Origin of the sequence: Nocardia araoensis NBRC 100135 (assembly GCF_000308435.1) — a bacterium.
Classification (GTDB): domain Bacteria; phylum Actinomycetota; class Actinomycetes; order Mycobacteriales; family Mycobacteriaceae; genus Nocardia; species Nocardia araoensis.
Genome location: NZ_BAFR01000021.1, coordinates 1 through 25136, shown reverse-complemented (window position 1 = coordinate 25136; position 25136 = coordinate 1). Strand labels below are relative to the sequence as shown.

26 protein-coding genes are annotated in these 25136 nt (G+C 69.3%); 17 read left to right on the top strand and 9 right to left on the bottom strand.

Annotated elements, in window-relative coordinates:
• The first annotated feature begins 210 nt into the window (after window positions 1-210).
• From ON21_RS03550 to ON21_RS03540, 3 genes are all read left to right on the top strand, one after another.
• Complete coding sequence (locus ON21_RS03550; RefSeq protein WP_039795232.1) at window positions 211-567, top strand: SPW repeat domain-containing protein; 357 nt, start codon at window positions 211-213, stop codon at window positions 565-567.
• Entirely contained in the window at window positions 567-1196 is a 630-nt protein-coding gene (locus tag ON21_RS03545) for a TetR/AcrR family transcriptional regulator (protein ID WP_039795229.1), read from the top strand. The genes ON21_RS03550 and ON21_RS03545 overlap by 1 nt, the downstream gene beginning before the upstream one ends.
• A gap of 89 nt (window positions 1197-1285) precedes the next feature.
• The gene (locus ON21_RS03540; RefSeq protein WP_039795226.1) at window positions 1286-2236 is read left to right on the top strand and encodes a type IV toxin-antitoxin system AbiEi family antitoxin domain-containing protein; all 951 of its coding nucleotides are present in this window, start codon (window positions 1286-1288) and stop codon (window positions 2234-2236) included.
• A gap of 92 nt (window positions 2237-2328) precedes the next feature.
• Here the strand turns inward: ON21_RS03540 and ON21_RS03535 are convergent, their stop codons facing one another.
• A complete protein-coding gene (locus tag ON21_RS03535) occupies window positions 2329-3150 on the bottom strand; it encodes an alpha/beta fold hydrolase (RefSeq protein WP_039795245.1) in 822 nt (273 codons plus the stop codon).
• Window positions 3151-3301: 151 nt separating this feature from the next.
• Here ON21_RS03535 and ON21_RS03530 point away from each other — a divergent pair, with 151 nt between their 5' ends.
• From ON21_RS03530 to ON21_RS03510, 5 genes are all read left to right on the top strand, one after another.
• Window positions 3302-3760 carry a MarR family winged helix-turn-helix transcriptional regulator gene (locus tag ON21_RS03530; protein ID WP_245562448.1) on the top strand — a complete coding sequence of 153 codons (459 nt, stop codon included), beginning with the start codon at window positions 3302-3304 and terminating at the stop codon, window positions 3758-3760.
• Window positions 3757-5190, top strand: coding sequence for an MFS transporter (locus tag ON21_RS03525; RefSeq protein ID WP_039795222.1), 1434 nt, complete (start codon window positions 3757-3759; stop codon window positions 5188-5190). Before ON21_RS03530 ends, ON21_RS03525 begins: the two co-directional genes overlap by 4 nt.
• 33 nt (window positions 5191-5223) lie before the next feature.
• The gene (locus tag ON21_RS03520) at window positions 5224-5517 is read left to right on the top strand and encodes a DUF1330 domain-containing protein (RefSeq protein ID WP_039795220.1); all 294 of its coding nucleotides are present in this window, start codon (window positions 5224-5226) and stop codon (window positions 5515-5517) included.
• A gap of 152 nt (window positions 5518-5669) precedes the next feature.
• Window positions 5670-6680, top strand: a complete 1011-nt coding sequence (locus ON21_RS03515) for an adenylate/guanylate cyclase domain-containing protein (protein ID WP_039795243.1) — start codon at window positions 5670-5672, stop codon at window positions 6678-6680.
• Window positions 6681-6724: 44 nt separating this feature from the next.
• Entirely contained in the window at window positions 6725-7492 is a 768-nt protein-coding gene (locus ON21_RS03510; protein ID WP_039795218.1) for an RluA family pseudouridine synthase, read from the top strand.
• Window positions 7493-7736: 244 nt separating this feature from the next.
• On the opposite strand, the gene ON21_RS03505 is transcribed toward ON21_RS03510, so the two are convergent.
• Window positions 7737-8339 carry a TIGR03086 family metal-binding protein gene (locus ON21_RS03505; protein WP_051020282.1) on the bottom strand — a complete coding sequence of 201 codons (603 nt, stop codon included), beginning with the start codon at window positions 8337-8339 and terminating at the stop codon, window positions 7737-7739.
• A gap of 51 nt (window positions 8340-8390) precedes the next feature.
• Between ON21_RS03505 and ON21_RS03500 the strand changes: the two genes are divergently transcribed.
• From ON21_RS03500 to ON21_RS03490, 3 genes are all read left to right on the top strand, one after another.
• Entirely contained in the window at window positions 8391-8828 is a 438-nt protein-coding gene (locus ON21_RS03500) for a MarR family winged helix-turn-helix transcriptional regulator (protein ID WP_039795214.1), read from the top strand.
• Between the two features lie 170 nt (window positions 8829-8998).
• Window positions 8999-9784, top strand: coding sequence for a metallophosphoesterase (locus tag ON21_RS03495; RefSeq protein ID WP_245562447.1), 786 nt, complete (start codon window positions 8999-9001; stop codon window positions 9782-9784).
• Window positions 9785-9850: 66 nt separating this feature from the next.
• A complete protein-coding gene (locus ON21_RS03490) occupies window positions 9851-10528 on the top strand; it encodes a hypothetical protein (RefSeq protein ID WP_039795212.1) in 678 nt (225 codons plus the stop codon).
• Here ON21_RS03490 and ON21_RS03485 read toward each other — a convergent pair.
• Window positions 10525-11586: an AraC family transcriptional regulator gene (locus ON21_RS03485; RefSeq protein ID WP_039795211.1), complete on the bottom strand. Its 1062-nt coding sequence runs from the start codon at window positions 11584-11586 to the stop codon at window positions 10525-10527. The two genes, ON21_RS03490 and ON21_RS03485, sit on opposite strands and share 4 nt — an antisense overlap.
• Before the next feature lie 85 nt (window positions 11587-11671).
• Here ON21_RS03485 and ON21_RS03480 point away from each other — a divergent pair, with 85 nt between their 5' ends.
• The 4 genes from ON21_RS03480 to ON21_RS03465 all read left to right on the top strand — a co-directional run bounded on the left by ON21_RS03480 (window position 11672) and on the right by ON21_RS03465 (window position 17408).
• Window positions 11672-13138 carry a flavin-containing monooxygenase gene (locus ON21_RS03480; protein ID WP_039795208.1) on the top strand — a complete coding sequence of 489 codons (1467 nt, stop codon included), beginning with the start codon at window positions 11672-11674 and terminating at the stop codon, window positions 13136-13138.
• A 79-nt stretch (window positions 13139-13217) separates the two neighbouring features.
• On the top strand, window positions 13218-15344 hold the full coding sequence (locus ON21_RS03475) for an ATP-binding cassette domain-containing protein (RefSeq protein WP_063821007.1): 2127 nt from the start codon (window positions 13218-13220) through the stop codon (window positions 15342-15344).
• Window positions 15344-16081, top strand: coding sequence for an energy-coupling factor transporter transmembrane component T family protein (locus ON21_RS03470; RefSeq protein WP_039795205.1), 738 nt, complete (start codon window positions 15344-15346; stop codon window positions 16079-16081). The genes ON21_RS03475 and ON21_RS03470 overlap by 1 nt, the downstream gene beginning before the upstream one ends.
• A 673-nt stretch (window positions 16082-16754) precedes the next feature.
• Complete coding sequence (locus ON21_RS03465; protein WP_039795203.1) at window positions 16755-17408, top strand: DUF8020 domain-containing protein; 654 nt, start codon at window positions 16755-16757, stop codon at window positions 17406-17408.
• A 148-nt stretch (window positions 17409-17556) separates the two neighbouring features.
• Here the strand turns inward: ON21_RS03465 and ON21_RS03460 are convergent, their stop codons facing one another.
• Window positions 17557-18819, bottom strand: a complete 1263-nt coding sequence (locus ON21_RS03460) for a lipase family protein (protein ID WP_051020275.1) — start codon at window positions 18817-18819, stop codon at window positions 17557-17559.
• Between the two features lie 249 nt (window positions 18820-19068).
• Between ON21_RS03460 and ON21_RS03455 the strand changes: the two genes are divergently transcribed.
• Window positions 19069-19713, top strand: coding sequence for a cysteine hydrolase family protein (locus tag ON21_RS03455; protein WP_039795202.1), 645 nt, complete (start codon window positions 19069-19071; stop codon window positions 19711-19713).
• A 43-nt stretch (window positions 19714-19756) separates the two neighbouring features.
• On the opposite strand, the gene ON21_RS03450 is transcribed toward ON21_RS03455, so the two are convergent.
• From ON21_RS03450 to ON21_RS03430, 5 genes are read right to left on the bottom strand one after another with little or no spacing between them, the layout of a single operon-like run.
• Window positions 19757-19933 carry an antitoxin gene (locus tag ON21_RS03450; protein ID WP_174372119.1) on the bottom strand — a complete coding sequence of 59 codons (177 nt, stop codon included), beginning with the start codon at window positions 19931-19933 and terminating at the stop codon, window positions 19757-19759.
• Between the two features lie 43 nt (window positions 19934-19976).
• A complete protein-coding gene (locus tag ON21_RS03445; RefSeq protein ID WP_039795198.1) occupies window positions 19977-22274 on the bottom strand; it encodes an ATP-dependent DNA ligase in 2298 nt (765 codons plus the stop codon).
• 47 nt (window positions 22275-22321) lie between these two features.
• Complete coding sequence (locus ON21_RS03440; protein WP_039795196.1) at window positions 22322-22528, bottom strand: antitoxin; 207 nt, start codon at window positions 22526-22528, stop codon at window positions 22322-22324.
• Between the two features lie 38 nt (window positions 22529-22566).
• On the bottom strand, window positions 22567-23709 hold the full coding sequence (locus ON21_RS03435) for an MBL fold metallo-hydrolase (protein ID WP_051020273.1): 1143 nt from the start codon (window positions 23707-23709) through the stop codon (window positions 22567-22569).
• A complete protein-coding gene (locus ON21_RS03430) occupies window positions 23709-24437 on the bottom strand; it encodes an enoyl-CoA hydratase (protein WP_039795193.1) in 729 nt (242 codons plus the stop codon). Before ON21_RS03430 ends, ON21_RS03435 begins: the two co-directional genes overlap by 1 nt.
• 90 nt (window positions 24438-24527) lie before the next feature.
• On the opposite strand from ON21_RS03430, the gene ON21_RS03425 reads away from it, so the two are divergent.
• On the top strand, window positions 24528-25136 hold a 609-nt coding region (locus ON21_RS03425), incomplete at its 3' end, for a flavin-containing monooxygenase (protein ID WP_039795191.1).

Below are 25136 nucleotides of genomic sequence, written 5' to 3'. Positions count from 1 at the left end.
ATCCCTTCACTGGAATCCGGCCGCCGATTCCACGGAACCGGCGGGGCGACGAAGCTCACCCTAACCTTTGCTTGGTTCATTCCTCTGTGAGGACCATCACTTCCCCGCAGCGGGCAATCGACGCGCAACCGTGTCCGTTCCGCTGTTGATCGGGCGGTCAATCAGGACTAGACCGAGGTCAGGACATACGCACAGCCTGAGGAGGTAGATATGTTCACCGAGAGCCGCGCACAGGATCTCCTGGCCGTCGTGCTCGGAGCCTTCGCCGCACTGTCACCCCTGTGGGTAGACCACAACAACAAGGCAATGTGGTCGCTGATCGTGCTCGGCGTGCTCATCGCCGTCACCGGTCTGGCACAGATGGCCCGCCCCGACATGGCGTCGGCGGACTACGCGATGGGCCTGTGCGGCCTGCTGTTGTTCATCTCGCCGTGGGCCATGGACTTCACCGAGTACCGCAGCGCATCCTGGACCGCATGGGTAGTCGGGGTGGTGACGGCGGTGGTCGCGGTCGCGGCGTTGCCGACGGTGTCGGGGCGTCTGCACGACATGGCTCCGCATCACTGATGCAGCGACCGGGAACCCGGCGCGCCGGGCGTCGCCGCAGCGCGAAAGCCGACGGCGACGCTCGGCAGTTGATCCTCGACGCCGCGGAGGACCTCTTCGCGGCACAGGGCTACGACGCCACCGCGACGGCGGCCATCGCCGCCGCGGCCCGCGTCCCCAAAGGACTCGTCTTCTACTACTTCCCCACCAAGGATTCGATCCTGTCCGCCTTGATGTCCGAGCGGGTGCCCGCGCGGCCGATCGACGACATCGGCACCGTGGTTGCGCCGGGAGATCCGGCGGCGAGCCTGGTCAACCTCGACGCCGCGCTGAACCTGCGCGACCACCACTCGTCGGTGCTGCGGGTGATCCTGTGGCGGGAGGCCGACACCCATCCCGACGTGCGGCGGCAACTGCGCCGCCTGCGCGATCAGATGCTGGAGGTGACCGCGAAGGTGCTTCAGGCGAGCGCCCCCGGCCCGGTTCGCCCCGGAACCCTGCGCGCGTGCGCCGCGGCCTGGGTTTCGGCGATGTTCGCGATCGCCAGCACCGACCGGCTGCACGCGCTCGACGGCGTGCCGCTGCCCACCGCCGACGAAGTGCTGAACGTGGCCCAGGTGGTCGCGGCCGGAATGACCCAGATGGGCTGACCCTCCGGAGTTGTCCACAGCCCGCGTGTTGTCCACATCCGCCGCCGCGGCGGGGCGTCACGGATCGCCGGTCGATCACGATCGTCGGTATGGAAGCACCGCAATTGATCTCGCGTCAGCAGGCGCTGGCATCCGGCCTGTCCGACAAGACGCTGCACCGGCTGTGCCGAACCGGGAAATGGCACCGGCTGCGCGCCGGGCACTATCTGAGCACGCCCGGCTCCGGTCTCGGCGCCACCGGCAGGCATCTGCTGATGACGCTGGCCACCGCGGAGTCCACGTCCGACTCCGCCGTCACGAGCCACTGTTCGGCGGCGGTGCTGCACGGGATGACGACGTGGGGCATCCCGCTCGACCGCGTCCATCTGACCAGGAACCGGATCAACGGCGGCCGGCTGAGTCGACGAGTAGTGGTCCATTCGGCCCGGATGGAGCCCGACGAGATCACCCTGGTCGACGACATACGCGTGACCACCCCCGCGCGGACGGTCCTGGACATCGCCCGCTCGGAAGGATTCGACCAGTCGGTCGCCCTGGGGGATTCCGCGCTGCGGCAGGGCCTCACCACCACGACGGAACTGCAAGAACACCTGCGCCGGGCCCGGCACCGGCCCGGATGCCGCCGAGCCGCCCTCGTCCTCGACTTCCTGGACGGGCGCAGCGCGAACGTCGGCGCCTCGCTCAGCCGCATCTTGCTGCACCGGGCGGGTCTTCCCGCCCCCGAAGTGCAGGCTCGCGTCTTCTCCGATGACGAGATCTGTGTCGGTCGCGTCGATTTCCTGTTCCCCGATCTCGGTGTGATCGGCGAGTTCGACGACCATCGCCGCGCCGCACCGTGCGGCCCACTGCCCGTCGCTCGGGTGGCCACGGCGGAAAAGATTCGCGAGGAGCGGCTCCGCGCCCTCGGCTGGGTGATCGTGCGCTGGACCTGGGGCGATCTGTCCGCGCCCGCCCAGTTGACCGATCGTCTCCACGCGGCGATCCGCGCGGCTGCGGGAAACCACCGTTCCGGCTACTGGACGCCGACCCCCGAGCCATGACGCGGCGGACAACGATCAGCGTCCCGAGAGCTTGTCGTCGGATCGCCCCGCGAAGAGCGGCCACCAGGTACCCCGGCCGCGTCCGTGGCACGTCAGGCGGGTTGGTCGAGGAATTCTGTGACGTCGATGGCGAAGCGGGAGCGTCTGATCGCGCTCACGTGGCCCGCGCCGGGGTAGATGAGGAGGTGAGAATCCGGGATGCCGTCGGCGGTGCGGCGAAAGGTGGCGAGGCTGTAGGCGGTGTCTCGTTCGCCCCCGATGACGAGCGTCGGCGCGTGGATCTCGCCGAGCCGGTCGGTGAGGTCGAATTCGTCCTCGGCGCGGAGAAAGGCGTAGGTGTCGGCGGGATTTCGCGGGCGGCTCAACGGATCCAGCAACCACATGGCGGCCGCCGCGAGACGAGCGGCGACAGGCGAGGCGACGCTGCTCGACGCGAGATGGTGCATCGCCCGGCGCCCGTGCAGGACCGCTTCGGCATAGCGCATCTGGCCTTCCTTGGCGACCGGATCCAAGCGGCACCCGGACGACGCCACGACGAGGCGACGTACGACCTCGGGATGGTCGGCGGCGAGTTGCAGCGCCACCGACCCGCCCGACGAGATGCCCAGCACGTCCACCGGCTCGCCGAACTCGGCGCGCAGCGCGTCCGCGTGCTCGGTGGCGATCTCGGACATCGTGCTGCCCTGGGCCATGCCGGGCGCGCGGCTCACCGCGTAGACGCGAAACCTCCGTGCCAGTGGCCGCAGGACTTTCACCTCGGAGTCGAGCAGCCGACCGCGGGGATTCGCGTGGTCGGGACTGAACCACCGGAGGAACACCAACGGCCGGCCGGAGCCGATGGCGTAGTACGGCATGCCGCGGTCCAGCACGCCCTCGGTGACCTCGCGCCGGACGGCCCGCCCGGTCTTAACCAAAACGGCCTCCTCTCCGTGGTTCATTCGTCCTCCCGACGCTAGCGGAGCGTGCCGTGGGCTGCGATGACCTCGGTGGTCATACCGCGGCGGTGTGCTGCACAGGCTGACCCATTTCCATAAAATATGAATATAAAAATGCTATGCTTTGAGCATGAGTCGTCACGACACCGCTCCTGGCGCGTCCGCCGCCATCGGAGCAGCCCTCTACGGTCTGGCCACCAGGGCCACGAGACGCCTACCCCGGGACATGAGCCTGACGTCCGCCGCCACCCTGGCCACCCTGGACCGGACCGGCCCGCGGCGCATCACCGATCTGGCCTCGGTCGAGGGCGTCACCCAGCCCGCGATGACCGCCCTGGTCCGGGTGATGGAGGAGTCCGGCCTGGTCGAGCGGCGGGGCGACACGTCCGACAAGCGGGTCACGCTGGTGTGCCTGACCGAGGCCGGCGCCTCCTACGTCCGGACGCGGCGCGAGGCGGGCGTCCAGGCGTTCGAGCGGTTGATCGGCGAGCTCACCGGCGACGAGGTCGAGGCGCTGGTGGCGGCCCTTCCGGCGCTGAAGCGTCTGGCAGAGCTCGAAAGCCAGGACCGCGAAGGACCGAAGCAGTGACCGGGCAGCCGGTCGACGGGGTCGAGGTGAGGGCGTTCCCGGTGGCGCGTTCCGAGGCGCGTCTGCTGGTGCCCGCCCTGATGTTCATCGCTCTGGTCGTGGCGGCGGTCGCCAGCCTCGGGACGCCGCTCATCACCAGCGTGGCGACCTCGCTCCACGTCTCGCTCAGCAGCGCGCAGTGGACGCTTACCATCGCGCTGCTCAGCGGCGCCGTCGCCACGCCGGTCCTGGGCCGGCTCGGAGCAGGCCCGCACCGGCGGGCCACGATCCTCGCCACGCTGGCGGTCGTCGTCGCAGGCAGCGCGCTCACCGTGCTGCCGCTGCCGTTCGCGTGGCTGCTGGCCGGCCGGGCGGCCCAGGGCGTCGGGCTCGGGCTGACGGCGCTGATGATGGGCGTGGCCCGGGACCACCTCCCCGAGGAGCGCAGCGCGGCCGTGATCGCCCTGATCTCAGTGGTCTCGATCATCGGGGCCGGCGTCGGCTACCCGCTGGCCGCACTGCTCGCCGAGCTCGGCGGGGTACGGGCCGCCTACAGCCTCGGCCTGGTCGTCACCGCCGCCGCCCTCCTGACCGCGTGGCGCTCCATGCCCGAAGCCCCCGAGGGCCGCTCCGCCCACGTGGACGTGGCAGGCGCGGTCTTCCTGGCCGCTGCCCTGCTCCTGGTGCTGGTCCTCGCCGGCGAACGGAATCTGTGGAGCCGGCACCTCGCCGTGGCGGCCTGCCTCGCCGTCGTCGCGGTGGTACTGCTCTGCGTCTGGGCCGTCATCGAACTGCGCGGCACGACGCCCCTGGTCGATGTGCGGGCGGTGCGGCACCCAGCGGTCGCCGGGGCGAACCTCGCCATGTTCGTCGGCGGGATCGGCATGTACCTCCTGCTCACGCTCATCACCCGGTACGCGCAGACGCCGCACGGCGCCGGCTACGGCTTCGGGCTGACGACCTTCGTCGCCGGGCTGGTCCTCATCCCGTTCTCGGTGCTGGGGTTCGTCGCCGGCAAGCTCACGCCGCGGGTCCGGACGCGGTTCGCCGACCCCCTGCTCCTGGCCGGTAGCGCCGTCGTGGTCGGCGGCGGGTTCGCCCTGTTCGCGGCGGCCCGGTCGGACTTGGCCGAACTGTTCGCGGCGATGGGCGTGCTCGGCTTCGGCGTCGGCGGCTTCTCGGCCGCGATGCCCGGCGTCATCCTGGCCGTCACTCCCAAGAGCGAGACGTCGAGCGCCATGAGCTTCAACTACGTCGTCCGCAGCGTCGGGTACTCCCTGGGCAGCGCCATCGGCGGCCTGATCCTCGCCGCGGGCACCGGTCCCGGCCATCTCTTCCCCGACGACAGCGCCTACACCACCGCCGCGCTTATCGGCATCGGCGCCATGGCGATCACGACGCTGACAAGCCTCGCTCTCGCCCGCCGACGTTCGTCCGAGACCAACCCGTAAGTCGAATGTACTCATCCCAACACTGGAGGTTCCATGCCCAAGGGCTACTGGGTCAGCGTCTATCGCACCATTTCGGACCCTGAGAAGCTGGCTGCTTACGACAAGCTGGCCGGTCCGGCCGTCAGGGCCGGGGGCGGTCGAGTCCTCAGCCGAGGCGGTCGGGTCGGGGCGTATGACGCCGGAATCGCCGGGCGCACCATTCTGATCGAGTTCGACAGCTTCGAGCAGGCCGTCGCGGCGCGCGAGAGTGCGGCCTACCAGGAGGCGCTGGTCGCCCTCTCCGACGGCGTCGAGCGCGACTTCCGCATCGTCGAAGGCATCGACTGACCGAACCCGCGCCGTAGGGCGGCAGTTCGGCGGGATCTCGGAGGGCGTGGACGCCATCGCTGCGGCACCGGAATCGGCATAGCGCGGCAGGAGATATGTGAACTCCCCCAATGAAAGCCGCCCCGTCCGATCCGGCCCGTAAGGTACCGATCATGGTGCCCAGCGAGAGGTCCGAGTTGGTGCGATCGGTCGTCGAGTCCTATCTGCTCGACGGAGCGCGCCGGTACAACCGCACGCAGGTCGCCGAGCAGTCGGGAACGACGACGGAGCTCACCCAGCGATTGTGGACGGCGCTCGGTTTTCCCTCGAGCATCGGTGACGAAGCGGTCGACTACGCCGACGCCGACGTCGCGGCGGTGCGCAACTTCGAGCAGCTGAACGTGTTGTCCTCGGCCGACACCCGGCAGCAGTCGGCGACTGCGCGCACGCTCGGCCAAGGGATGGCGCGCCTGGCGGAATGGCAGGTCGACCTGGTGCTCGCGGAGATCGAGGAACGCGTCGCCCGAGCCGATCCCGGCGCCGACCCCGAGGAGACGGTGCGCGCCGCCACCGAAGGCGCCATCGCCACGCTGGAGCAGCTCAACATCTACGCGTGGCGACGGCATCTGGCCGCGTCGCTGTCCCGGTCGCTCGACCCGGGGACGAGCGCGGGCGAGTCGGTGCGCGAACTGGCCGTCGGTTTCGCCGACATGGTCGGCTACACCAGGCTGACCAGGCATTTGCACCCCGACGAGCTGTCCATGCTGCTGGAGGCGTTCGAGTCCACCACCACCGCCGCCATCACCGAGAACGGCGGATGGGTGATCAAGAACGTCGGCGACGAAGTCATGTTCGCCACGGAAAGCGCCACCGAGGCCGCCCGCATAGCGCTGGCCATCCAGGAGTCCACCATGATGGTCGGGGGCACGCCGGACTTGCGCGTCGCCCTCGCTTACGGCCCGGTGTTGCAACGGTTCGGCGATCTGTACGGCTCCGTGGTGAACATCGCTTCCCGGCTCACCGGCGTCGCGCGGCCCGGCACCGTTCTGATCGATGACCAGGCCGCCGCCGCGCTGGAAGGAAACCCGGCCTTCGCGATCAAACACCTGCGCAGCGTCCGGGTGCGCGGCTTCAACCGCCTACGCCCGCACCTGCTGCGCCGCAACGGCAAGAACGGCAGATAGCACCGAGTGCCGCCCGCCGCCGATGGCCGCCCTAGGCTCGTCCGGTGGACAAGGACTGGTCACAGCTACGCGCACGCTGCCTCGTCGAGGAGGACGCGGCGATTCTGGCGCTGCACAAGCCCGCCGGGATCTCCGTCATGGGTGAGCGCCACGACACCGATATCGTCGAGTTGGCGGCGGCCGTGGGGGAAACGCTGTATCCGGTGCACCGGATCGACAAGGTGACTTCCGGTTTGATCCTGTTCGCGAAAGATTTGGGCGCCCACGGCGAGCTGACCAGGCAATTCAATAAACAAACCGCCGACAAGGCGTACTTGGCCGTCGTCGCGGCCACCGGCCTGCCCGATACGGGCGTGTTCGACCTGCCGCTCAGCGTGGGACGTAAGAACCGGGTGCGGATCGCGGCGCCGCGCGAAAGCATCCGCCAGGAGGCGGGTCGGTGGTTCGTAAACGACGCCGACCTGCTGCCTGCCAAGAACTACCCCTCGGTCACCCGGTTCGCGACGGTGCTGCGGGGTCCGGCGCACACCGTTCTCGCGCTGCGCCCGGTGACCGGCCGTCGCCACCAGATTCGCGTCCACCTGGCCTGGACGGGCCATCCCATCGTCGGCGATCCCCTGTTCGACCGCTCCGGCACCCACCCACGGACCTACCTGCACTCCTGGCGTCTCGGCCTCACCGCTTCCTGGCGCACCCCACCGGAACTGACATTGGCCGCCGAGCCCGATGCGGACTTCTGGGGTCCGCTGCACGAATCCGCCGACCCGACGGCCCTCGATCGCGCAGCCGACCTGTTGCGGACGCTCGCCTAGTCAGGAGCAGTGCGGTCGTCGCAGCGCCCGCTGCCTGGGCGTCGACCGCTGCGAACCACTTGAACCTCGATCGCGCGAAAGCCCGGCTAGCGCTGCGGAGCGGGAAACGTCGGCGCGAATACGGGCGCGACTGCTGTATCTCCCCCACCGAGCGGCGGACATCGGCTCACGATTGGTCCACAGTCATCCCCAGGTGGCCCACCCTGTGCGCAAACAGAAGCGGTCTCACGGCCGCTCGGGCGAATCAGCCCGGCCAGTTCGGCGAACGGCCGAGAAGCAAGAGGATCCGGTCGAGGGTCGACGCTTCTTCCGGAACGGACAGCCCCGGGGCGAAGGCCGCGCCGGGAGCGGAGCGCTCGGGACCGTCGGGGACGGCCAGGGCGATGGCCAGCGCCGCTTCGGCCACGTCGGGATCGGGGGTGATGGTCTCGCCGATCGATCGAGCGACGTCCCAGGCGTGCACGACGCTGTCCACGAGGTGGAAACCGATCGCCTGGACGGCGGGAATCCCTCGGTCCGGCAGGATCTCCGCCAGCACCAGCGCGCGCTCGAGGATGTCCTCGGCGGCGAAGGCGTCGAGCACGTCGTCGGCCGAGGCGCGATAGTCGGCGACCGGATCGGCGGACGCGCGCACGGCCCAGACCTCGAGAGCTTTGCTGCCCCGCGCGGCGGCGGCGAAGCCGTGGTTCTGCGCGATCATGTGTTCCAGCAGGTCACGAAGACGCCAACCCGCGCACGGTGTTTCGGCGTCCAGGGAATCAGGGCGAATGCGGTCGACGGCGTCCACGCTCAATCGAACGGAACGGGCATGCCGGTCGCGCAACTTTTCCGGAGTATCAGTAAGCATGAGCATATCGTATGCTCAAGCTTACGATTTGCCAAGCAGTATCGTCGTTTCATGCCGAACGCCCGTCCCGATCTCGCCGCGATGATCGTGCCGCTCGGGCGGGCGCTCATGGCCCTCGAACTGCCCATCCTGGAGCGGCACGAACTGTCCATGTGGGGCTATTCCGTACTGCTCGGCCTCGGCGCGGAACCCGTGTACACCCAGGCGGCGCTGGCCAAGGCGATCGGCGCGGACAAGACCCGGATCATCGGCGTGCTCGACGAGCTACAGCGCCGCGGCCTGATCACGCGCGAACCGGACCCGGCCGACCGCCGGGTGAACCTGCTGTCGCTCACCGACGCGGGCCGCGCCCTGCGCGACCGCGCCCAGCGCGACATCCAGGCCGGGGAGGATCGACTGCTCGAGCGGCTGCCCGCACCGGATCGCAGCGCATTCCTGCGCGCATTGCGCACCCTCTCCGACACGGTCTCCGACCGCCCCTCGTCCTGACCGCCACTGAACCCCACACTGTGATCCAGCGCACAACACGGCGAGTACCGTCCGCGCGGTGGCGAGCGTCATGACGACGCGTAATGCGCAGGTCAACTAGCCTGATGGCGTGCCGCGGACGCGACGCGCGCGCCATCTGACGCAATGCAGCGAACCCCTAGCGAAAGCGAATGCCGATGATCCTGGTGGCTCAGGTCAGCGACACCCATTTCGATCTCGGCACCCGCAACGCCCAGCGTGTGCGGCGGGTGATGGACTTCGTCGCCGGGCTGCGCCGCAGGCCGGACGCCATCCTGGTGACCGGCGACATCACCGATTCCGGCAAACCCGAGCAGTTCGCGGAGGCCAAGGCCGCTTTCGACAGCGAGATCCCGGTGTACGCCATCCCCGGCAACCACGACGACCGCGCGGGCTTCCGCACCAGCCTGCTCGGCGAGCCCGCCTCCGACGCCCCGATCAACCACGCGCATCGCATCGGCGATCTCACCGTCGCGCTGCTGGATTCGAGCGTCCCGGGGCAGCCGGGCGGACAACTGGCGGACGAGACCTATGACTGGCTCGGCGGCGTGCTCGCCGCGGCGCCCGCGGGCAAGCCGATCCTGCTCGCCCTGCACCACCCGCCCGCGCACCTGTTCAGCCCGATCGTCGACGTGATCTCCCTGGCCGAGCCGCAACGGCTCGCCGACCTGGTGGCCGGCGACGACCGGATCGTCGGCGTACTCACCGGGCACGCGCATTCCGCCGCGACGACCACCTTCGGGGGACGCCCGCTTCTGGTGGCCCCGAGCACCGCCTCGGTGCTCAGCGGCGAGTGGGAACTCGACCTGCCCGACCACGTCATGGACTACGCGCCCGACCCTGCGGTCGCGCTGCACGTCATCGGCGCCGACCATCGCCTCACCAGCCATTTCCGGACGGTTCCGATGGGCGGCCGAATCGGCGTGCAACCGGCCTGACGACGGTTTACCTGCCACGAGCCGGGGCAATCGGGAGGCACACGACGCCTACCGGGAGGATCCGCCATGGTCGATCTACCAGCCGCAGTGGTGAAGAACGCGTTCGCGGCCGGAGCCAGGATCCGGCATGCGCGGGTATTCCACCCGGCGGGCTTGCACCTGGCCGGCCGTCTGCACGCGGAGCCCGAGTTCGAGCCGCTGTTCGGCAGCGGCGATCGGGCGGTCATCGCGCGGGTGTCCAAGGGCATCGGGCTGCCGGACGGCCTGCCCGACGTGCTCGGCCTGGCGTTCCGAGTGCTCGATCGCGACGAGCAGCCTTGGGATTTCGCGTTGGCCACCACCGGCCGAGGACCGCTGGGCCGGTTGGTGATCACCCCCGCGCGCGGCTGGGCCAGCGCACGGTACGGCTGCCTGATGCCCTATCGGATCAGCAACTCCTCGCCCACCTGGTTCTTCGCCGAGCCGGACAGCGTGCAGCCCGCGTCGGCGTCGCTGGAGGCGATGCAAGCCCACCTCCACGAGGACCTGGTCAGCTTCACCCTCACCGCGGGTCGCCTCGGCGGACCGACTTGGCGAGTCGCCGAACTCACGCTGCGTCCGGCCGAGTCGGCCGAGTACCGCACGGACTACTTCGATCCGATGCTCAATCACCCGGCCGAGGTGGAGCTGTTTCCCAAAGCCATCGGCAAGATTCGCGAGCTGGCGTACACCGGCAGCAGGAGCGGCCGCGGCGAAGAGAGCTAACGCCGGACGGCGCGTTCGCGGCGATAGGCCGCCGGAGTGTTCCCGGTCCAGCGCTTGAAGGCGAAGATGAAGGTCGAAGCCTCGGCATAGCCCAGACGGATGGCGACATCGCTCACGGACAGCGGTGTGGCGGTGAGCATTTCCTCCGCCAGAGCGCGCCGCACCTCGTCCAGCAGCGCGCGATAGCTGGTTCCCGCCGCGTCGAGGTGCCGCCGCAGCGTGCGGGTGCTCATATTGAGATCGTTCGCCACGGCGTCGATGCCGGGCGGAGCGGCGAACCCGTCCGCGCCACCGCGCGGCACGAGACGTTCGCGCACCTCGGCCGCGATGCCGGTGCGCGCCCTGCGGCGGTGCACCAGCTCCCGGCACTGCGCCAGGCACATCGTCCAGGTCTGCTCATTGGCCTGCGGCAACGGTTGTTCCAGCAGCATGGGTTCGATCGCGAACAGGTTGTGCGGCATGTCGAAGCTCGGGGGCACGATGGTCACCTCGGCGATCCGCTCCGCGTAGCCGGGGTCGGGAAAGCGGAATTCCGCCCTGGTCAGCGGCAAGCGTGTGCCGAGCAGATCGCTCATCACCCGGTGCATCGCGGTGACGTCGCGTTCGACCAGGAATTGACGCACGTCCGTCGGCACCGACTCGTCGTGCACCACCGCGACGAACTCGCTCTCGCCCCACTCGGCCACCGGGATGCAGAAGGTGAAGCTGAGGTCCAGATAACGCAGCGCGAAGCTGATCGCCTCCCCGAGCGTCGGGCTGCTGACGCAGGCGAAGCCGAAGATACCGAAGGTGGTGATCCGGTAGCGGCGGCCCACTTCGACGCCGAGCGCGGGCCGATCGGCGAGTGCGCGGACGAGATTGCGGATGACGGCCAGTTCGGTATGCGCATCGATCTGTACATCCGGATCACGCAATTGCTGCTCACCGAGCGCCGTGCCGTGCAGCATGCGCGCCGCGGGCACGCCGTGTTCGGCCGCGTATCCGACCATCAGCGCCACGCTGGCCACCCCGCGCGGAAAGTTCCAATCGCGGATATCCGGATCCTGTACCCGCTCCACGCGGACATTATGGCCGAATTTCTCTATGCGCCGACACGCCTGCTCTTACAGTGGAGACATCTACGGTCGCAGTGAGGAGCCTCACATGACAGCGCGCAATCGACCATCGATCCTCATCATCGGCGCGGGCTTCGGCGGCATCGGCATGGCGATCGAGCTGCGCCGCAACGGCTTCGACGACATCACCATCCTGGAGCGCGCCACCGACATCGGCGGTGTGTGGCGGGAGAACACCTACCCCGGGGCGGCCTGCGACGTCCCGTCGCCGCTGTACTCGTTCTCGTTCGAACCGAAGCCGGACTGGCCGCAGCGGTACTCGGGACGGACCGCCATCCACGCCTACCTGCGCGGCGTCGCCGAACGCCACGGCGTGCTCTCGGCGATCCGTTTCGGCACCAGCGTCAGCGACGCCGAATTCGACGACGCCACCGGCCGGTGGACCGTCCGCACCGCCGACGGGAAGAGCTGGATCGCGGACGTGCTGATCTCCGCGGTGGGCCAGCTGTCGCGTCCGTCCCTCCCCGCCATCCCCGGCATCGACACCTTCGCGGGCCCGTCGTTCCATTCGGCCGAGTGGAACCACGACGTCGACCTGCGCGGCAAACGTGTGGCCTGTATCGGCACCGGGGCGAGCGCCGTTCAGTACATCCCGGAGATCCAGCCCGAGGTCGCCCAGCTCACTCTGTTCCAGCGCACGCCGGCCTGGGTGGTCCCGAAGTTCGACACCGACTACTCGGCGATCCAGCACAATCTGTTCGCGCGGGTGCCGGGCGCGCTGCTGGCCGAGCGGTTCGGGTGGTGGTCGATCGCGGAGTTCATCTCGCTCGGGCTGGTCGAGGTGCCCGCCATCGCGCGGTTCGTGGCCCGCATCGCCTCCCGGCACCTGGCCGAACAGGTCGAGGACCCGCAGCTGCGGGCCAAACTCACCCCGGACTATCCCATCGGGTGCAAGCGCGCGCTGTTCTCCAACGATTACTACCCCGCGCTCACCCGGCCCAACGTGCGGGTGGAGACCACCGCCATCACCGAGATCACCCCGCAAGGCGTACGCACCGCCGACGGGACGACGCACGAAGCGGACGTGATCATCTACGGCACCGGTTTCAAGGGCACGGAGTTCCTCTGGCCGATGGAGATCTGGGGCCGCGGCGGGCGCAGGCTGGCCGACGCGTGGGCCGACGGCGCGCACGCGTATTACGGCATCACGGTGCCGGACTTTCCCAATCTCTTCCTCGTCTACGGGCCCAACACCAATCTCGGCGTGGGTTCGATCATCTACATGATCGAGTCGCAGACCCGCTACATCCGCCAAGCCGTGCAGTGGCTCGCCGAGCACCCCGGCCACTGCGTCGACGTCCGCGCGGACCTCGAGGAGGACTACAACACCGCGCTCCAGCAGCGCCTGGCCAGGACCCCGTGGAACTTCTGTTCCAGCTGGTACCGCAACGCCGCCGGCCGCATCACCAACAATTGGCCCGGCTCGCAGACGAGCTATCGTCGCCGCACCCGTCGCTTCGACCCCAAGGCCTACACTCTCACGCCCGTCTCATGACGAAGCGCGCCCCGGCGAACCGGGCCCACCCGGATTCGCCTCGACCCGCCAGAGCCCGCCGGGCTGGCAGACTTGTGCTGTGAATGAACTGGCCCGTCCGGGCGAATCGGATGTGCGCGGTCCGCTGCGTCCGATCGAGTTGGCCACCGGCGCCGTGCTCGGCGGAGCCGCCGTCGGGCTGGTGACCATCGGATCGGTCATCCCGTTCGCCGCCGCGCTACAGCTGGTCGGCGCGGTCCCGATCGGGCTGATCGCACACCGCTTCCGGCTGCGCGCCCTGGTCACCGCGACGATCGCGGCAACGCTGGTCACCTTCGTCGCCGCGGGCATGGCGTCGGCGACGGCACTGGTCGCGTCGGCCACCGTGGGCGGGATCATCGGCGCGGTGAAGCGGCGCGGCGGCGGTGTCGTCGCGGCGTTCGGGCTCTCGCTGCTCGCCGGGCTGGCCTGGGCCGCGTTCGCCGTCGGATCGCTTTCGTTGCTGTCCACCACCCGCGAGCTGCTGTTCGACAACATCCGCAACGCGTCGCGCGGCCTGCAGGATCTCGCGGCGCGCCAGGAGCAGCTGGCGCCCCTGGGGCAGCTCGCGGCGGACCTGACCGACTCGGTGCTGCACTGGTGGTGGGCGTGGGTGGGCGGCAGCGTCGCACTCGGCATGGTGGCCACCGGCGTCTTCTCCTGGTACGTCCTCGGCTCGGTGCTGGACCGCCTGGCCTGGCTGCCCGGCCGCGACCGGCTCGACGCGCCGGTCGACGACCGGCCCGTCGCACCGCTCCCGGTCACGCTGCACGACGTCGCCTTCCGCTATCCCGGAGCGCCGCGCGATGCGCTGAGCGGCATCGACCTGACCGTGCGGGTCGGCGAATTCGTCGCCGTGGTGGGCCACAACGGTTCGGGCAAATCCACGCTGACCCGTTTGCTGGCCGGGCTGCCGCCCACCTCGGGATCGGTGCAGCGGCCCGGGTCGGCCGGGCTCGGCAAGTTGGGCGGGACGGCGCTGGTGTTGCAGCGGCCGGAGAGCCAGACCCTCGGCGTGCTGGTCGCCGACGACGTCGTATGGGGACTGCCCGCCGAACTCGCCGCCGAAGTGGATGTCGACGCGCTCCTCGGCGAGGTCGGACTCGCCGGGATGGGGCTGAAGGAGACCGCGACGCTCTCCGGCGGACAGCAACAGCGGCTGGCGGTCGCCGCCGCGCTGGCCCGGCGGCCCGCGCTGCTGATCGCCGACGAGGCGACCTCGATGATCGATCCGGACGGCAGGCGCGAACTGGTGAGCCTGCTGGCCGCGCTGCCGAAACGACACTCGATGGCCGTGGTGCTGGTGACCCACCACGAGGCCGACGCCGCGGTTGCCGACCGGGTGGTGCACCTGGCCGGGGGGCGCACCGTCGCGCATCTGCCCGCGTGGCCGCGTCCGGCGCAGGACACCCGGCGCGGGCCGATGGGTGCGCCGATCCTCGAACTGCGCGACGTCCGGCACACCTACAACCGTGCTACGCCGTGGGAAGCGCCCGCCCTGCACGGCGTCGACCTGTCCGTGCGCCAAGGCGAGGCCCTGCTGATCGTCGGCGGGAACGGCTCGGGCAAATCCACCCTGGCGTGGATCATGGCGGGCCTGATCGAACCGAGTTCGGGACGAGCCGAGTTGCGCGGGAAGCCGATCGGCAAGCAGATCGGCCGGGTCGGCCTGGCGTTCCAGCACTCCCGCCTGCAACTGCAGAAGCAGACCGTCGGCGCGGAGATCGCGGATTGGGGCGGCCGCGCGACCGGCTCGGGCGCGGTCGGCCGGGCGCTGGACGCGGTGGGGCTGGACCGCACGCTGGCCGCACGCTCGATCGAGGAACTCAGTGGCGGCCAGGCCAAGCGGGTGGTGCTCGCGGCGATCGTGGCCAGCCACCCCCAAGTGGTGGTCCTCGACGAGCCGCTGGCCGGTCTCGACCCGGAGGGCCGGGCCGACATCGTGGAACTGCTCGCGCGGTTACGGGATTCCGGTCTGACGCTGATCGTCATCTCGCACGACGTGGCCGACATGGCGGCGGTGTGCGACCGGACGGTACAGCTGCGGTCGGGACGCATTCTGGGCGCGGAGTCCGCGCGGCAGACCGCGCCCGCGCCGAGCGCCTCCGCCGCGCGAGCCGATTCCGGGCCGGGCTCGGTGCACGCGCCAGGGGAAGCCGCGTGGCGGCTCGAGCACGGAGGTCGATGATGAGCACCGTTCTGCTGCGCCAGGTGCCGGTCGACAGCCCGGTCCACCGGTTGTGGGCGGGCACGAAGATGATCGGCGTGTTCCTGATCAGCGTGCTGCTGATGTTCCTGCCGTCCTGGCCGGTGCTCGGCGTGATGGCGGTGTTCCTGGTGTCGGTGGGCGCGGTCGCCCGGCTGCCGCTGGGCACCGTGCCGCGGCTGCCGTGGTGGTTCTGGGCGCTGCTCGCCGCGGGAGCCCTGATCAACGTGCCGGTGGGCGCCACGGCAGTGCTGCGCTATGCCCAGGTTCTGCTCTTCGGACTGATCCTGGTGACGGCTTCCTTCCTCATCGCGTGGACCACGCCGATGGGCGACATCGCGCCCGCGCTGGCCAAGTTGGGCGCGCCGTTGCGCCGACTGCGGGTGCCGGTGGACGAGTGGGCGGTCGTCGTCGCGCTCACCTTCCGCGGTCTGCCGCTGCTCATGGAGGAGATCCGGGTGCTGCGCGCCGCTCGCCGCCTCCGCCCCAAGGACGGCATGATCGCTCGCGCGGCCGACAATCCGCTCATCGACATCCTCACCGCGGCCATGGCGGTGTCCACCCGCCGCGCTGGGGAACTGGGTGAGGCGATCACCGCGCGCGGCGGCACCGGGCAGCTCACCGCCCGTCCCAGCGCACCCGGCCTGCGCGACGCTGTCGCGCTCGTGCTGGTCGTCGGCGTCTGCCTCGGCTCCATCGGGCTGCACGTGTTGCTCTGAGCGCGGGCCCGAACGACGGTGCGCCTGAACGCGGGGTTCGAACCGGATCCCGGTCGGTTGCGGCCCCTGGTGGGCGCCGGTGAAATTCCGGCGGACCAATTCGCTGACCATTTGCAGACCGAATGGTATCTCTCCAGAAGACTCCACAGGCGACCCCGAACGTGCCTGGCCTACAACGCTCGCGTCTCGTACACATAGCGGCCGGTCCTCGCTACGGCGAACCGAGGACTCCGCCGCACCACCGACCGGGTTACCCCGGTCCACAGTCGCACCCGAGGCCGGACGCCCCTCGCCACACCCGACACACCGCCGCCGAAAGACCTTGCGCTACTGCGGCTTACACCTATCGGCCAACATCTTGTGAAAGACTCTGAATTAATGACCCGATTCGACGCATTGCACTTTATCCACCCATGCGGCACCCAGCCCGCACGGTCGGAGCACTCGACTCGGGGCAAGGAAATAGCCGATAGCTATTTCCCATTCGCTTGCAAAAGTCGGAAGATTACCCTCTGAAATCGTGTCCCAAACCCCATGCGCCCCAGTACAGTTATCACTCGGAAGTAACTGTCTTTTGGATCACATCGCGGATGTACACGTCGGCGGGGGAAGGAATTTCGGCGTGTGTCGCGTTCTCTAATGCTTGAAACCTGATGAAGATTGGAAACCGAGAATGATTCTCCGGAGAGTCACCGCCGCCGCAGCTCCACTCGTCGCCGCGCTCGCGGTCGGGGCCGGCGTCGCGCACGCGGAAGCGGCTGCGGCACCGGTCCCGGATATCGGGTACGAAGCCCAGCTGGTCGGCGACAAGATCGTCACGACACTCACCGCGGGCACGTTCGACGTGCGCGGTGACGCCGTCGACATCAAGGACGCCGCAGGCAATGTCGCGGTCACGCTGCCACTCGCCTTCCGCCAGGACGGGCTCGAATACCCCATGGCCCACCTCGTGCGGGATGCGGGCCGCGTCCTGGAACTGACCGTCGTGAAGGACGCGGCGCAGGCCCGCCCGGTGGCCACGCCGGTCGCGTCGCCGTTCGAGAACCAGCGCGCGATGGACGCCTTCCTGTCGCAGTTCGGCATCGCCACCGCGGTGGGCGGGTTCATCGGCACGGTCATCGGCGCGCTCGTCGGATTGACCGGCCTCATCGGCGGTCCGATCGGGATCGGCACCGTGCTCGCCGGCGCCGGCATCGGCGGCATCATCGGCACGATCGTCGTCGGCGGGCCTGCCCTGATCATCGCCGGTATCGATCTGATCAGCACGCTGGCCGCCCCGCCCGGCACCACCAAATGGATGGACACCACCGGACGTTCGCAGAACTGACCGGGCCGGGCACGAAGCGCACCGAATCGACCGCGATTCGGTGCGCTTCCTTTGTGTGTGGTCTGCGCTGCCGAGAAGCCGCGCCCGCGAGCACGCGTCGCGTTACGTCCCGAGGTATCGCGCAGCGGCTTTCGAGGCGGTCGTCCACCTACCGCTCACGGCATCCAGGAACCACCGGCAGACCGGCGAACCGGTCGGCGAGGAAGTTCATCGCGCCCGGCGCCTCACCGATCGCAGCCGGGTTGTGGGTGGGCAGCATCGAGTGCACCGAGGTGACGGTCGCCCCCTCGGCGCAGTACCGACCGACCAGGTCGGTGAAGCCCGCCACGGGAATCACGTCGTCGGTGCGGCTGTGGTACAGGTACATCGGCGTCTCCGGCGCGCTGCCGCCGAGTTCCTGCGCGTCGGTCGCGGCGCGAAACGCCGGATGCGACAGTACATCCGGCACGGCGGTGAAGTCGGCGATCCGCGCGCCCGCGTATATCGGCACCAGATCGGACCCGCAGGCCGCTCCGTTCTCGGCCAGCGCCGCGCGCCCCTGCTCGTTGAGCAAATCCAGCACGCCCGACGCGGGATCGTTACGGGCTAGCGCGAACAGGATGAGCAACGCCAGCCCGGTCTGGAAGCTGCCGTCCGCGTCGGCGGCTATGGCGGGCCAATCCGCCGGGATTCCGCCGGAAGTGATGCCCGCGAGGCGGACGTCCGGCGCGTACCACGGCTGCATCTGCGCCGCCCACAGCGTGGCGAACGCTCCGCCGGAGTAGCCCCAGGCGCCGATGGGCGTCGCGGGCCCGAGCCCCGCCTGCGGGAGATCGCGGGCCGCCCGGATGCCGTCCAGCACGCCACGTCCCGAGTTCACTCCGTCCAGGAAGCGGGACCGCGGTCCCTCGTAGTCGCTGACCACCACCGCCCACCTGCGGCGCAGTGCCTCCGCCATGAACGGGGTATCGATCAGCGTGTTCACCGCGCCGGAGTCCCAGCCGCCGCGCAGTGCGAACGACGGCGCGCACCGCGTGCCGAGACTGTCCTCGGGCACCTGATACGACAGCAGGGGCCGAGCGCCGGGGCCGAACCACGGCAGTATCGGAACCAGCACGGTCGCCACGTCGGCGACGGGGTCGTCGCTCGAATCGGTGCTGCGGTATTTCACCTGCCATGCCGAAATCGGCAGGGGCAGCCCGAACAACGCGATCGGCCGGGAATCCAGCACGGCGCCGTTGTGGTAACGCGCGAGATCCGTTGGGGCGGCGTAGAACGGATCGTGATCCGGCGGCGGTAGCTCGGCGTGTGCTGCAGGGGCGGCGGTCAGGCAGGCGGCAAGCGCGGTCGACGCGGCCAGCAGGACCCGCAGGATCGTGGTGCGCGCAGGGCGGCCCTGCGCGAGAGCAGGCGCCGCGTGAGCATCCTTCATCAGAGCCTCCCCAGTCCCGGCGAGGCGGCAGGTGTCCCGGCGCGGTCGGCGGCGGCTCACCTGACCTCCAGGCTTCAACGGTACTGCTGGGCCGACCGGCCCGGCAACGGTCGATCGCAGGTCACACCCACCGCCGTCGCTGTCCGCCGGGCTGGCTACAGTGTTGGCCAAAACGTCCCCTGCGCAAGTGAATAGCTGTCCGGCGCAACCCGCCCGCAGCGCGAGCGCGACCACGAGGAGTAGCCGAGCATGCGGCATGGCAACGGACTGGACATCCCCGAAGGACTCGGCGACCTGTGCGCCCCGGACCGGATGGCGGTGATCGTCTACGACATGCAGGTCGGTGTGCTCAGCCAGTTGCCGGACGGCCCGGAGATCATCGAACGGGTGGTCGGCGTGGTCGAAGCGGCGCGCTCCGGCGGCTACCCGGTGGTCTTCCTTCGCCACTTCTTCCTGCCCGAGCGGCTCAGCGGAACCTTCGCGTTGCGCATGGCCATGAACTGGCAGCAGGTGGATTCGGTGGACAAGGTGCGCTTCATCCTGCAGCGCGACACCCCGGCCTTCGAGCTCGTACCCGAGCTGCGGCCGCGCGCCGACGAGGTGGTGTTCGACAAGACGTCGATGTCGGCCTTCGAAGGCACTCCGCTGGCCTCCATGCTGCGCGACCTGCGGATCGGCGCCTACGCGATCGCGGGCGTCGCTCTGGAGATCGGCATCGCGCCCACGGTCACGCATTCCACCGATCTCGGATTCGTTCCCGTGGTGATCAGCGACGCGGTCGGCGGCCGGGACAAGGAAGCCATGGCGCGGGCCTACGACGATTTCGAGTTCCAGGGCCACGCTCTCGTGACCGATATCGCCACCATCACCCCGCTGCTCACGGGCACCGACTGACCCGGAACGGGACCCGGGCCCGCGCCGGGTCCCGTTCGGACGCTCACTTGTCCCGCAAAGCCTTCTTGGCCGCGTCCTGGGCGGCGTCCACCTGGCTCGAGTACTTGTTGCCCGTCTTCTCGTCCACGAGGTCGCCCGCCTTGTCGATGACCGCGTCCAGCTTGTCCGCGTTCTTCTGGGCCAGGTCCATCGCCTTACCCGCCAGGTTCTTGAAGTCCACCGTGCACTCCTCGTTTTCGCGCTGGAACAACCGCGCCACAACCCTACCCAGCACCGGGTGCGGGGCCGAGCCATGCCGGGTGCCACAACCGGCCCATCTCGGTCCAGTTCATGAACCGCACGGTGCCACTGAGTTTCGGCGTCACCCACACCGCTTCCTTGCGTTCCTCGGCGGTGAGCTCGTTGTCGAACGGCGAGGTCTTGCGTTCCAGTTTGCGCAGCCGCGCGGCCAGCTCCCGCATGTCCGGCTCGCTGAAGCCGGTGCCGACGCGGCCGACGTAGTACAGCCCGCCGTCGTGCGGGATGCCGATCAGCAGCGACTTGAACTCCCGCGCCGCGCTGCGCCGCCACCCGCCGATCAACACCTGCTGGGTGCGCCAATTGCGCTGCTTCACCCAGGCGTGCCCGCGCTTGCCCGGCAGATATACCGAATCCTTGCGTTTCGCGACCACGCCCTCCAGCCCCTGCTCCTGGCTGTAGCGCAAGGCGTCGGCGCCCGCGCCGTCCAGTCGCGGCGGCACCACCAGCGACGGCGCGTTCGCGGCGAGCGCTTCCAGGACCCTGCGGCGATCGGAATATCGTTTGCGCAGCAGTGACGTGCCGTCCAGATACAACACGTCGAACGCGACGAACACCGCACGCGCCGCATCGGCCTGTAGCAAGCCGAGATTCGCGACGCCGTGATCGTCGAAGACGACGGCCTCGCCGTCCAGCACCACCTGGTGTCCGGATAGTTCCCGCCGCAACGCCGCGATGCGGGGATAGCGGTCGGTCACCACATTCCCGGCCCGGCTACGCAGGGTCAGCGCACCGTCATCGATCTCGGCGATCAGCCGGAAGCCGTCCCACTTGGTCTCGAAGCACCATTCGTCGGCGCCGAGCTCGGCGACCTCGCCGTGCGTCGCGAGCATCGGCGCCAAGCCGCGCGGAAGCGTCGTGGAGCCGTTCGATGGACGGATGATCCGGCCCTGCGGCTGCTGCGGCTCCTGCGGTTCGGCTCCGTCACGCGCACGCATCAGATGCATCAGCCACTGGTTGCCGTTGGTCTGGATGAGCGCGTACCGACCGGTGAGCCGCTTGCCGTGGAACTCCACGATGACCTCGTCGTCGCGCCATTTCTCGGTCTCATAGGTGCCGGAATCCCAGATCGTCATCTCCCCGCCGCCGTACTCGCCCTTCGGGATGGCGCCGTGGAAGTCGAGGTACTCCAGCGGATGGTCCTCGGTGTGCACGGCGAGGCGATTCTGGTCGGGCGAGGTCGGCGGGCCTTTCGGCACTGCCCAGGAGACCAGCACCCCGTCGCGCTCCAGCCGCACGTCCCAGTGCAGCCGTCGCGCATGATGTTCCTGCACGACATAGCGGTTGTTCGTCCCCGGCGCGGGCGACTCGGCGGGCACGGGCTCGGGCGTGCGGGACGGATCGCGCATCGATCGATACTTCGTCAGCGCGTCCGGCGCGGGCGAGTCGTCCCGCGCGAGCGGCGGATCCAGGTCGGCGAGCAGATCGCCGTCCGACCGGTACCGCGCCAGCACTTCGTCGAACCGCAGCTGCCGCAGTTTCTTCCGGTTCTCGATCTCTTCCCATGTGCGCGGAGCCGCGACGTTCGGTTCCGCCCTTCCCCGCATGGAATAGGGCGCGATGGTGGTCTTGGCCGGGTTGTTCTGACTCCAATCCAGGAAGACCTTGCCGCCGCGCGCCGCCTTCGCCATCGTCGCCGTGACCAGCTCCGAGTGCAGCCGTTGCAGATTCGTGGCCACCTGTTTCGCCACCGTGGACGCGCCGCCGGGGCTCAGCACGCGATCCAACGGCACGTACAGGTGAATGCCCTTGCTGCCGCTGGTCACCGGGAACGCGTGCAGCCCGATGCCCTCGACCATCTCGCGGACCGCCAGCGCCACCTCGGCGCATTCGTCGAGCCCCGCTCCCGTGCCCGGGTCCAGGTCGAACACCAGCCTGGTCGCCGGGCCCATGCCGTCGTCGTCGAAACGCCACTGCGGCACATGGACTTCCAGCGCGGCCTGCTGTGCCAGCCAGGCCAGCCCCGCTTCGGAATCGATCAGCGGATAGACGACCTTGCGGTCGGAATGGTGCAGGGTGCGCCGCTCGATCCAGGAGGGAGCGTGCGACGGGAGATTCTTCTCGAAGAAGGAGGGTTCGTCGACCCCGTTGGGCCAGCGTTTCCGGGTGACGGCGCGCCCCGCGATATGCGGCAGCATGGCGGGCGCGACAGCCGAATAATAGGCGATCACTTCGCCTTTGGTAGTTCCGGTGGCCGGGTACAGCACCTTGTCGAGGTTGCTCAGGTCAACCTCGATACCACCGAACTCGCGGCGGGCCACCATATCCGAAGTGTAGCGGCGGAGACCGCGGTGCGGTCTCCGCCGCGGACTCAGGCGTGCGGTCCGGACTTGTCCGGCGGGACCACCTTCTTGGCGGCCTCTTTGCCCTTGGCGATCTTGTCCGAGTACTTGCCGTGCGTCTTCTGATCGATGAAGTCACCGGCCTTGTCGACCGCTTGATTGATCTTGTCGGCGTTCTTCGCCGCCGCGTCCTTCCCCTTGCCGACCAGGCCTTTGACCGTATCCGCGAAGCTCATCGCCGTGATCCTTCCTGTCGCCGATTGTCCGGAGTCGTTCAGCCGATATTCTCCCACCAAGAATCCGCAGGTGGGGCGCTCGACGGGTCCACACGCTGTCCGGGCATCGGTACCGCGACGTCGGTGCCCGCCGCCCGCGCCGCCGCCACCATGCGCGCGACCGGCTCGGACCAGCCGTGGAAGGCGAGATTGAACGTGGCCCAGTGGATGGGCACCAGCAATCCGTGACCGGGATTCCCGCCGCACAGGTCGGCGTGCGCCCGGACCGCCTCCTCGGGATTCATGTGCACATCCGGCCAGCGCTCGTCGTAGGCGCCGATCGGCAGCAACGTCAGATCGAAGGGGCCGAGTGCCGCACCCGCCTCGGCGAACGCCTTGGTGAAGCCGGTGTCGCCGCCGAAGTAGGCGCGCCGGGTGGGACCGATGATCGACCAGGAGGCCCACAGCGTGGTGTTGCGCAGCAGACCGCGTCCGGAGAAATGTCGCGCCTCCGTGCAGGTGATCGCCAGATCCACGCCATCGCGATCCCGGCCGAGTTCGGCGAGCGACACCGAACCGCCCCAGTCCAATTCGACGATGCGATCCTCCGGGACACCCCAGTGCCGCAAGTGGGCGCCGATACCGATCGGGACGAGGAATGGTGCGCTCTGGCGGGCCACCAGCTCCCGGACGGTCTCCTTGTCCAAGTGGTCGTAGTGGTCGTGGGAGATGAGCACCGCGTCGATCGGCGGCAGGTCGGCCAGCGGCTGCGGCACCGGATGCATGCGCGCCGGGCCGACCAGGGGCGACGGCGAAACCCGCTCGCTCCAGACCGGATCAGTGAGAATCCGGTACCCGTCGACCTCGATCAACGTCGTGGCGTGGCCGTACCACGTGACGGCGAGAGCGCTCGCCGCGGCCGGTTGCTGCGGTGTCCGCAGTGGAATGCGGCCCCGCGGTCGGCCCGCGTTGCGCTGGGTCAACGCCGAGACCAGAAGCGAGGGAGCCGAACCGGCGACCACTTGGCTACTTGGCTCGGTGTTGTGGAACTGTCGACCGCGATAGGTGGCCGCACCCACCGCGTACGGCTGGATCGCCGATATCGAAGCGCCCATCGACGAGGGGATGTCCCACACGGCCCGCACCACCCAGGTGATGCCGAGCGCGCCCGCGGCGGCGCCCGCGATCCGTTTGATGTCCATCATCGCCCCACAAACTTCGCAGGGCGCTTTTCCTGCCTGGCCAAACGACCCTCCTTGGCATCCTCGCTCGTCCACGCGGCTTCCAGCGCCGCGCGCTGCTGCGCGGTTTCCGGATCGCGCGTTCCGTCGTCATTGAGCACCAGCTTCATGTGCCGCAGGGACAGCGGGGCCAGCGCCGCGATGTGCTTGGCCCATGCCTGCGCGTCGGCGACGGTGCCGATCCGGTTGGCGAACCCGAAGGCGTAGGCATCGTCGGCCGATATCTGTTCGGCCCCCAGCAACACCGTCCGCGCCGGACCGCCGCCGATCAAGGCGGCCAGCCTGCGCACCGTCCACCGATCGACGGTGATGCCCAGTTTCGCCGCGGGCACCGCGATGTAGGCCTCCGGCGCGATCACTCGCAGGTCGGAAGCCAGCGCCAGTTGCACACCGGCCCCGATCGCGGCCCCGTTGATCGCCGAAATCACCGGGACCGGCGCCGATTCGATGGCGTGCAGCATATCCAGCAACCCGGACAGGAAATCGCCGGAATACACCCCGGACAGATCGGCTCCCGCGCTGAACACCGGGCCGCGCCCGGTCAAGACGATGACACGGGCCTGGTCGGCGACCGCGGCGAGCACGGCCTCGCGCAACAGGGTCACGAGTTCGTGATTCAGCGCGTTGCGGCGCTCCTCGCGCTGAAGTTCGATGGTGACCACGTCACCGTCCCGGCTGACCCCGAGCATGCGACCTCCCCGACTGAACGGTCCGTCTGATCTCTTTCACTCTGCCATAGCCGACTACCCGTTTCGCGCCGGGCGATACGATCACCGGCTGTGCCGACCGACTTCGACATCCTGGTGATCGGCGCTGGTCAGGCGGGACTCTCGGCCGGTTACCACCTCCAGCGCCTCGGGTTGCGTCCCGAGCGGCACTTCTTGCTCGTCGACCGCTCCCCCGGTCCCGGCGGCGCGTGGCAGTTCCGCTGGCCCTCCCTCACCCTGGACACGGTCAACCGCGTGCACGATCTGCCCGGTATGTCGTTCGCCGAGACACTGCCGCCGGAGTCGTCGTCCGTGCCCGCCGCGTCCGCCGTTCCGCACTACTACGAGTTGTACGAGAAACGCTTCGACCTGCGGGTGCACCGGCAGGTATCGGTCACGGTGGTCTGCGATCGCACCGAGGATGGCGCCCCCGCCGAGCGCGGTGCGGTGCTCAACGCGGAGACCGACACGGCGGGCCAGATCCGGGTACGCGGCCTGATCAACTGCACGGGCACCTGGGAGCATCCGTTCGTTCCGCACTACCCCGGGGCGCAAACCTTCGCCGGTCGCCAGCTGCACACCCGCGACTACCACAGCGCCGAGGAGTTCGCGGACAAGCACGTCGTGGTGGTGGGCGGCGGCATCTCGGCGGTCCAACTGCTCGACGAGATCTCTCAGGTC

Bases quoted from the DNA above. Each gene is read 5' to 3' on its own strand.
- ON21_RS03550 (WP_039795232.1), top strand. From the start codon at position 211: ATGTTCACCGAGAGCCGCGCACAGGATCTCCTGGCCGTCGTGCTCGGA.
- ON21_RS03545 (WP_039795229.1), top strand. From the start codon at position 567: ATGCAGCGACCGGGAACCCGGCGCGCCGGGCGTCGCCGCAGCGCGAAA.
- ON21_RS03540 (WP_039795226.1), top strand. From the start codon at position 1,286: ATGGAAGCACCGCAATTGATCTCGCGTCAGCAGGCGCTGGCATCCGGC.
- ON21_RS03530 (WP_245562448.1), top strand. From the start codon at position 3,302: ATGAGTCGTCACGACACCGCTCCTGGCGCGTCCGCCGCCATCGGAGCA.
- ON21_RS03520 (WP_039795220.1), top strand. From the start codon at position 5,224: ATGCCCAAGGGCTACTGGGTCAGCGTCTATCGCACCATTTCGGACCCT.
- ON21_RS03515 (WP_039795243.1), top strand. From the start codon at position 5,670: ATGGTGCCCAGCGAGAGGTCCGAGTTGGTGCGATCGGTCGTCGAGTCC.
- ON21_RS03505 (WP_051020282.1), bottom strand. From the start codon at position 8,339: ATGCTTACTGATACTCCGGAAAAGTTGCGCGACCGGCATGCCCGTTCC.
- ON21_RS03500 (WP_039795214.1), top strand. From the start codon at position 8,391: ATGCCGAACGCCCGTCCCGATCTCGCCGCGATGATCGTGCCGCTCGGG.
- ON21_RS03495 (WP_245562447.1), top strand. From the start codon at position 8,999: ATGCCGATGATCCTGGTGGCTCAGGTCAGCGACACCCATTTCGATCTC.
- ON21_RS03490 (WP_039795212.1), top strand. From the start codon at position 9,851: ATGGTCGATCTACCAGCCGCAGTGGTGAAGAACGCGTTCGCGGCCGGA.
- ON21_RS03480 (WP_039795208.1), top strand. From the start codon at position 11,672: ATGACAGCGCGCAATCGACCATCGATCCTCATCATCGGCGCGGGCTTC.
- ON21_RS03470 (WP_039795205.1), top strand. From the start codon at position 15,344: ATGAGCACCGTTCTGCTGCGCCAGGTGCCGGTCGACAGCCCGGTCCAC.
- ON21_RS03465 (WP_039795203.1), top strand. From the start codon at position 16,755: ATGATTCTCCGGAGAGTCACCGCCGCCGCAGCTCCACTCGTCGCCGCG.
- ON21_RS03460 (WP_051020275.1), bottom strand. From the start codon at position 18,819: ATGAAGGATGCTCACGCGGCGCCTGCTCTCGCGCAGGGCCGCCCTGCG.
- ON21_RS03455 (WP_039795202.1), top strand. From the start codon at position 19,069: ATGCGGCATGGCAACGGACTGGACATCCCCGAAGGACTCGGCGACCTG.
- ON21_RS03445 (WP_039795198.1), bottom strand. From the start codon at position 22,274: ATGGTGGCCCGCCGCGAGTTCGGTGGTATCGAGGTTGACCTGAGCAAC.
- ON21_RS03440 (WP_039795196.1), bottom strand. From the start codon at position 22,528: ATGAGCTTCGCGGATACGGTCAAAGGCCTGGTCGGCAAGGGGAAGGAC.
- ON21_RS03435 (WP_051020273.1), bottom strand. From the start codon at position 23,709: ATGGACATCAAACGGATCGCGGGCGCCGCCGCGGGCGCGCTCGGCATC.
- ON21_RS03430 (WP_039795193.1), bottom strand. From the start codon at position 24,437: ATGCTCGGGGTCAGCCGGGACGGTGACGTGGTCACCATCGAACTTCAG.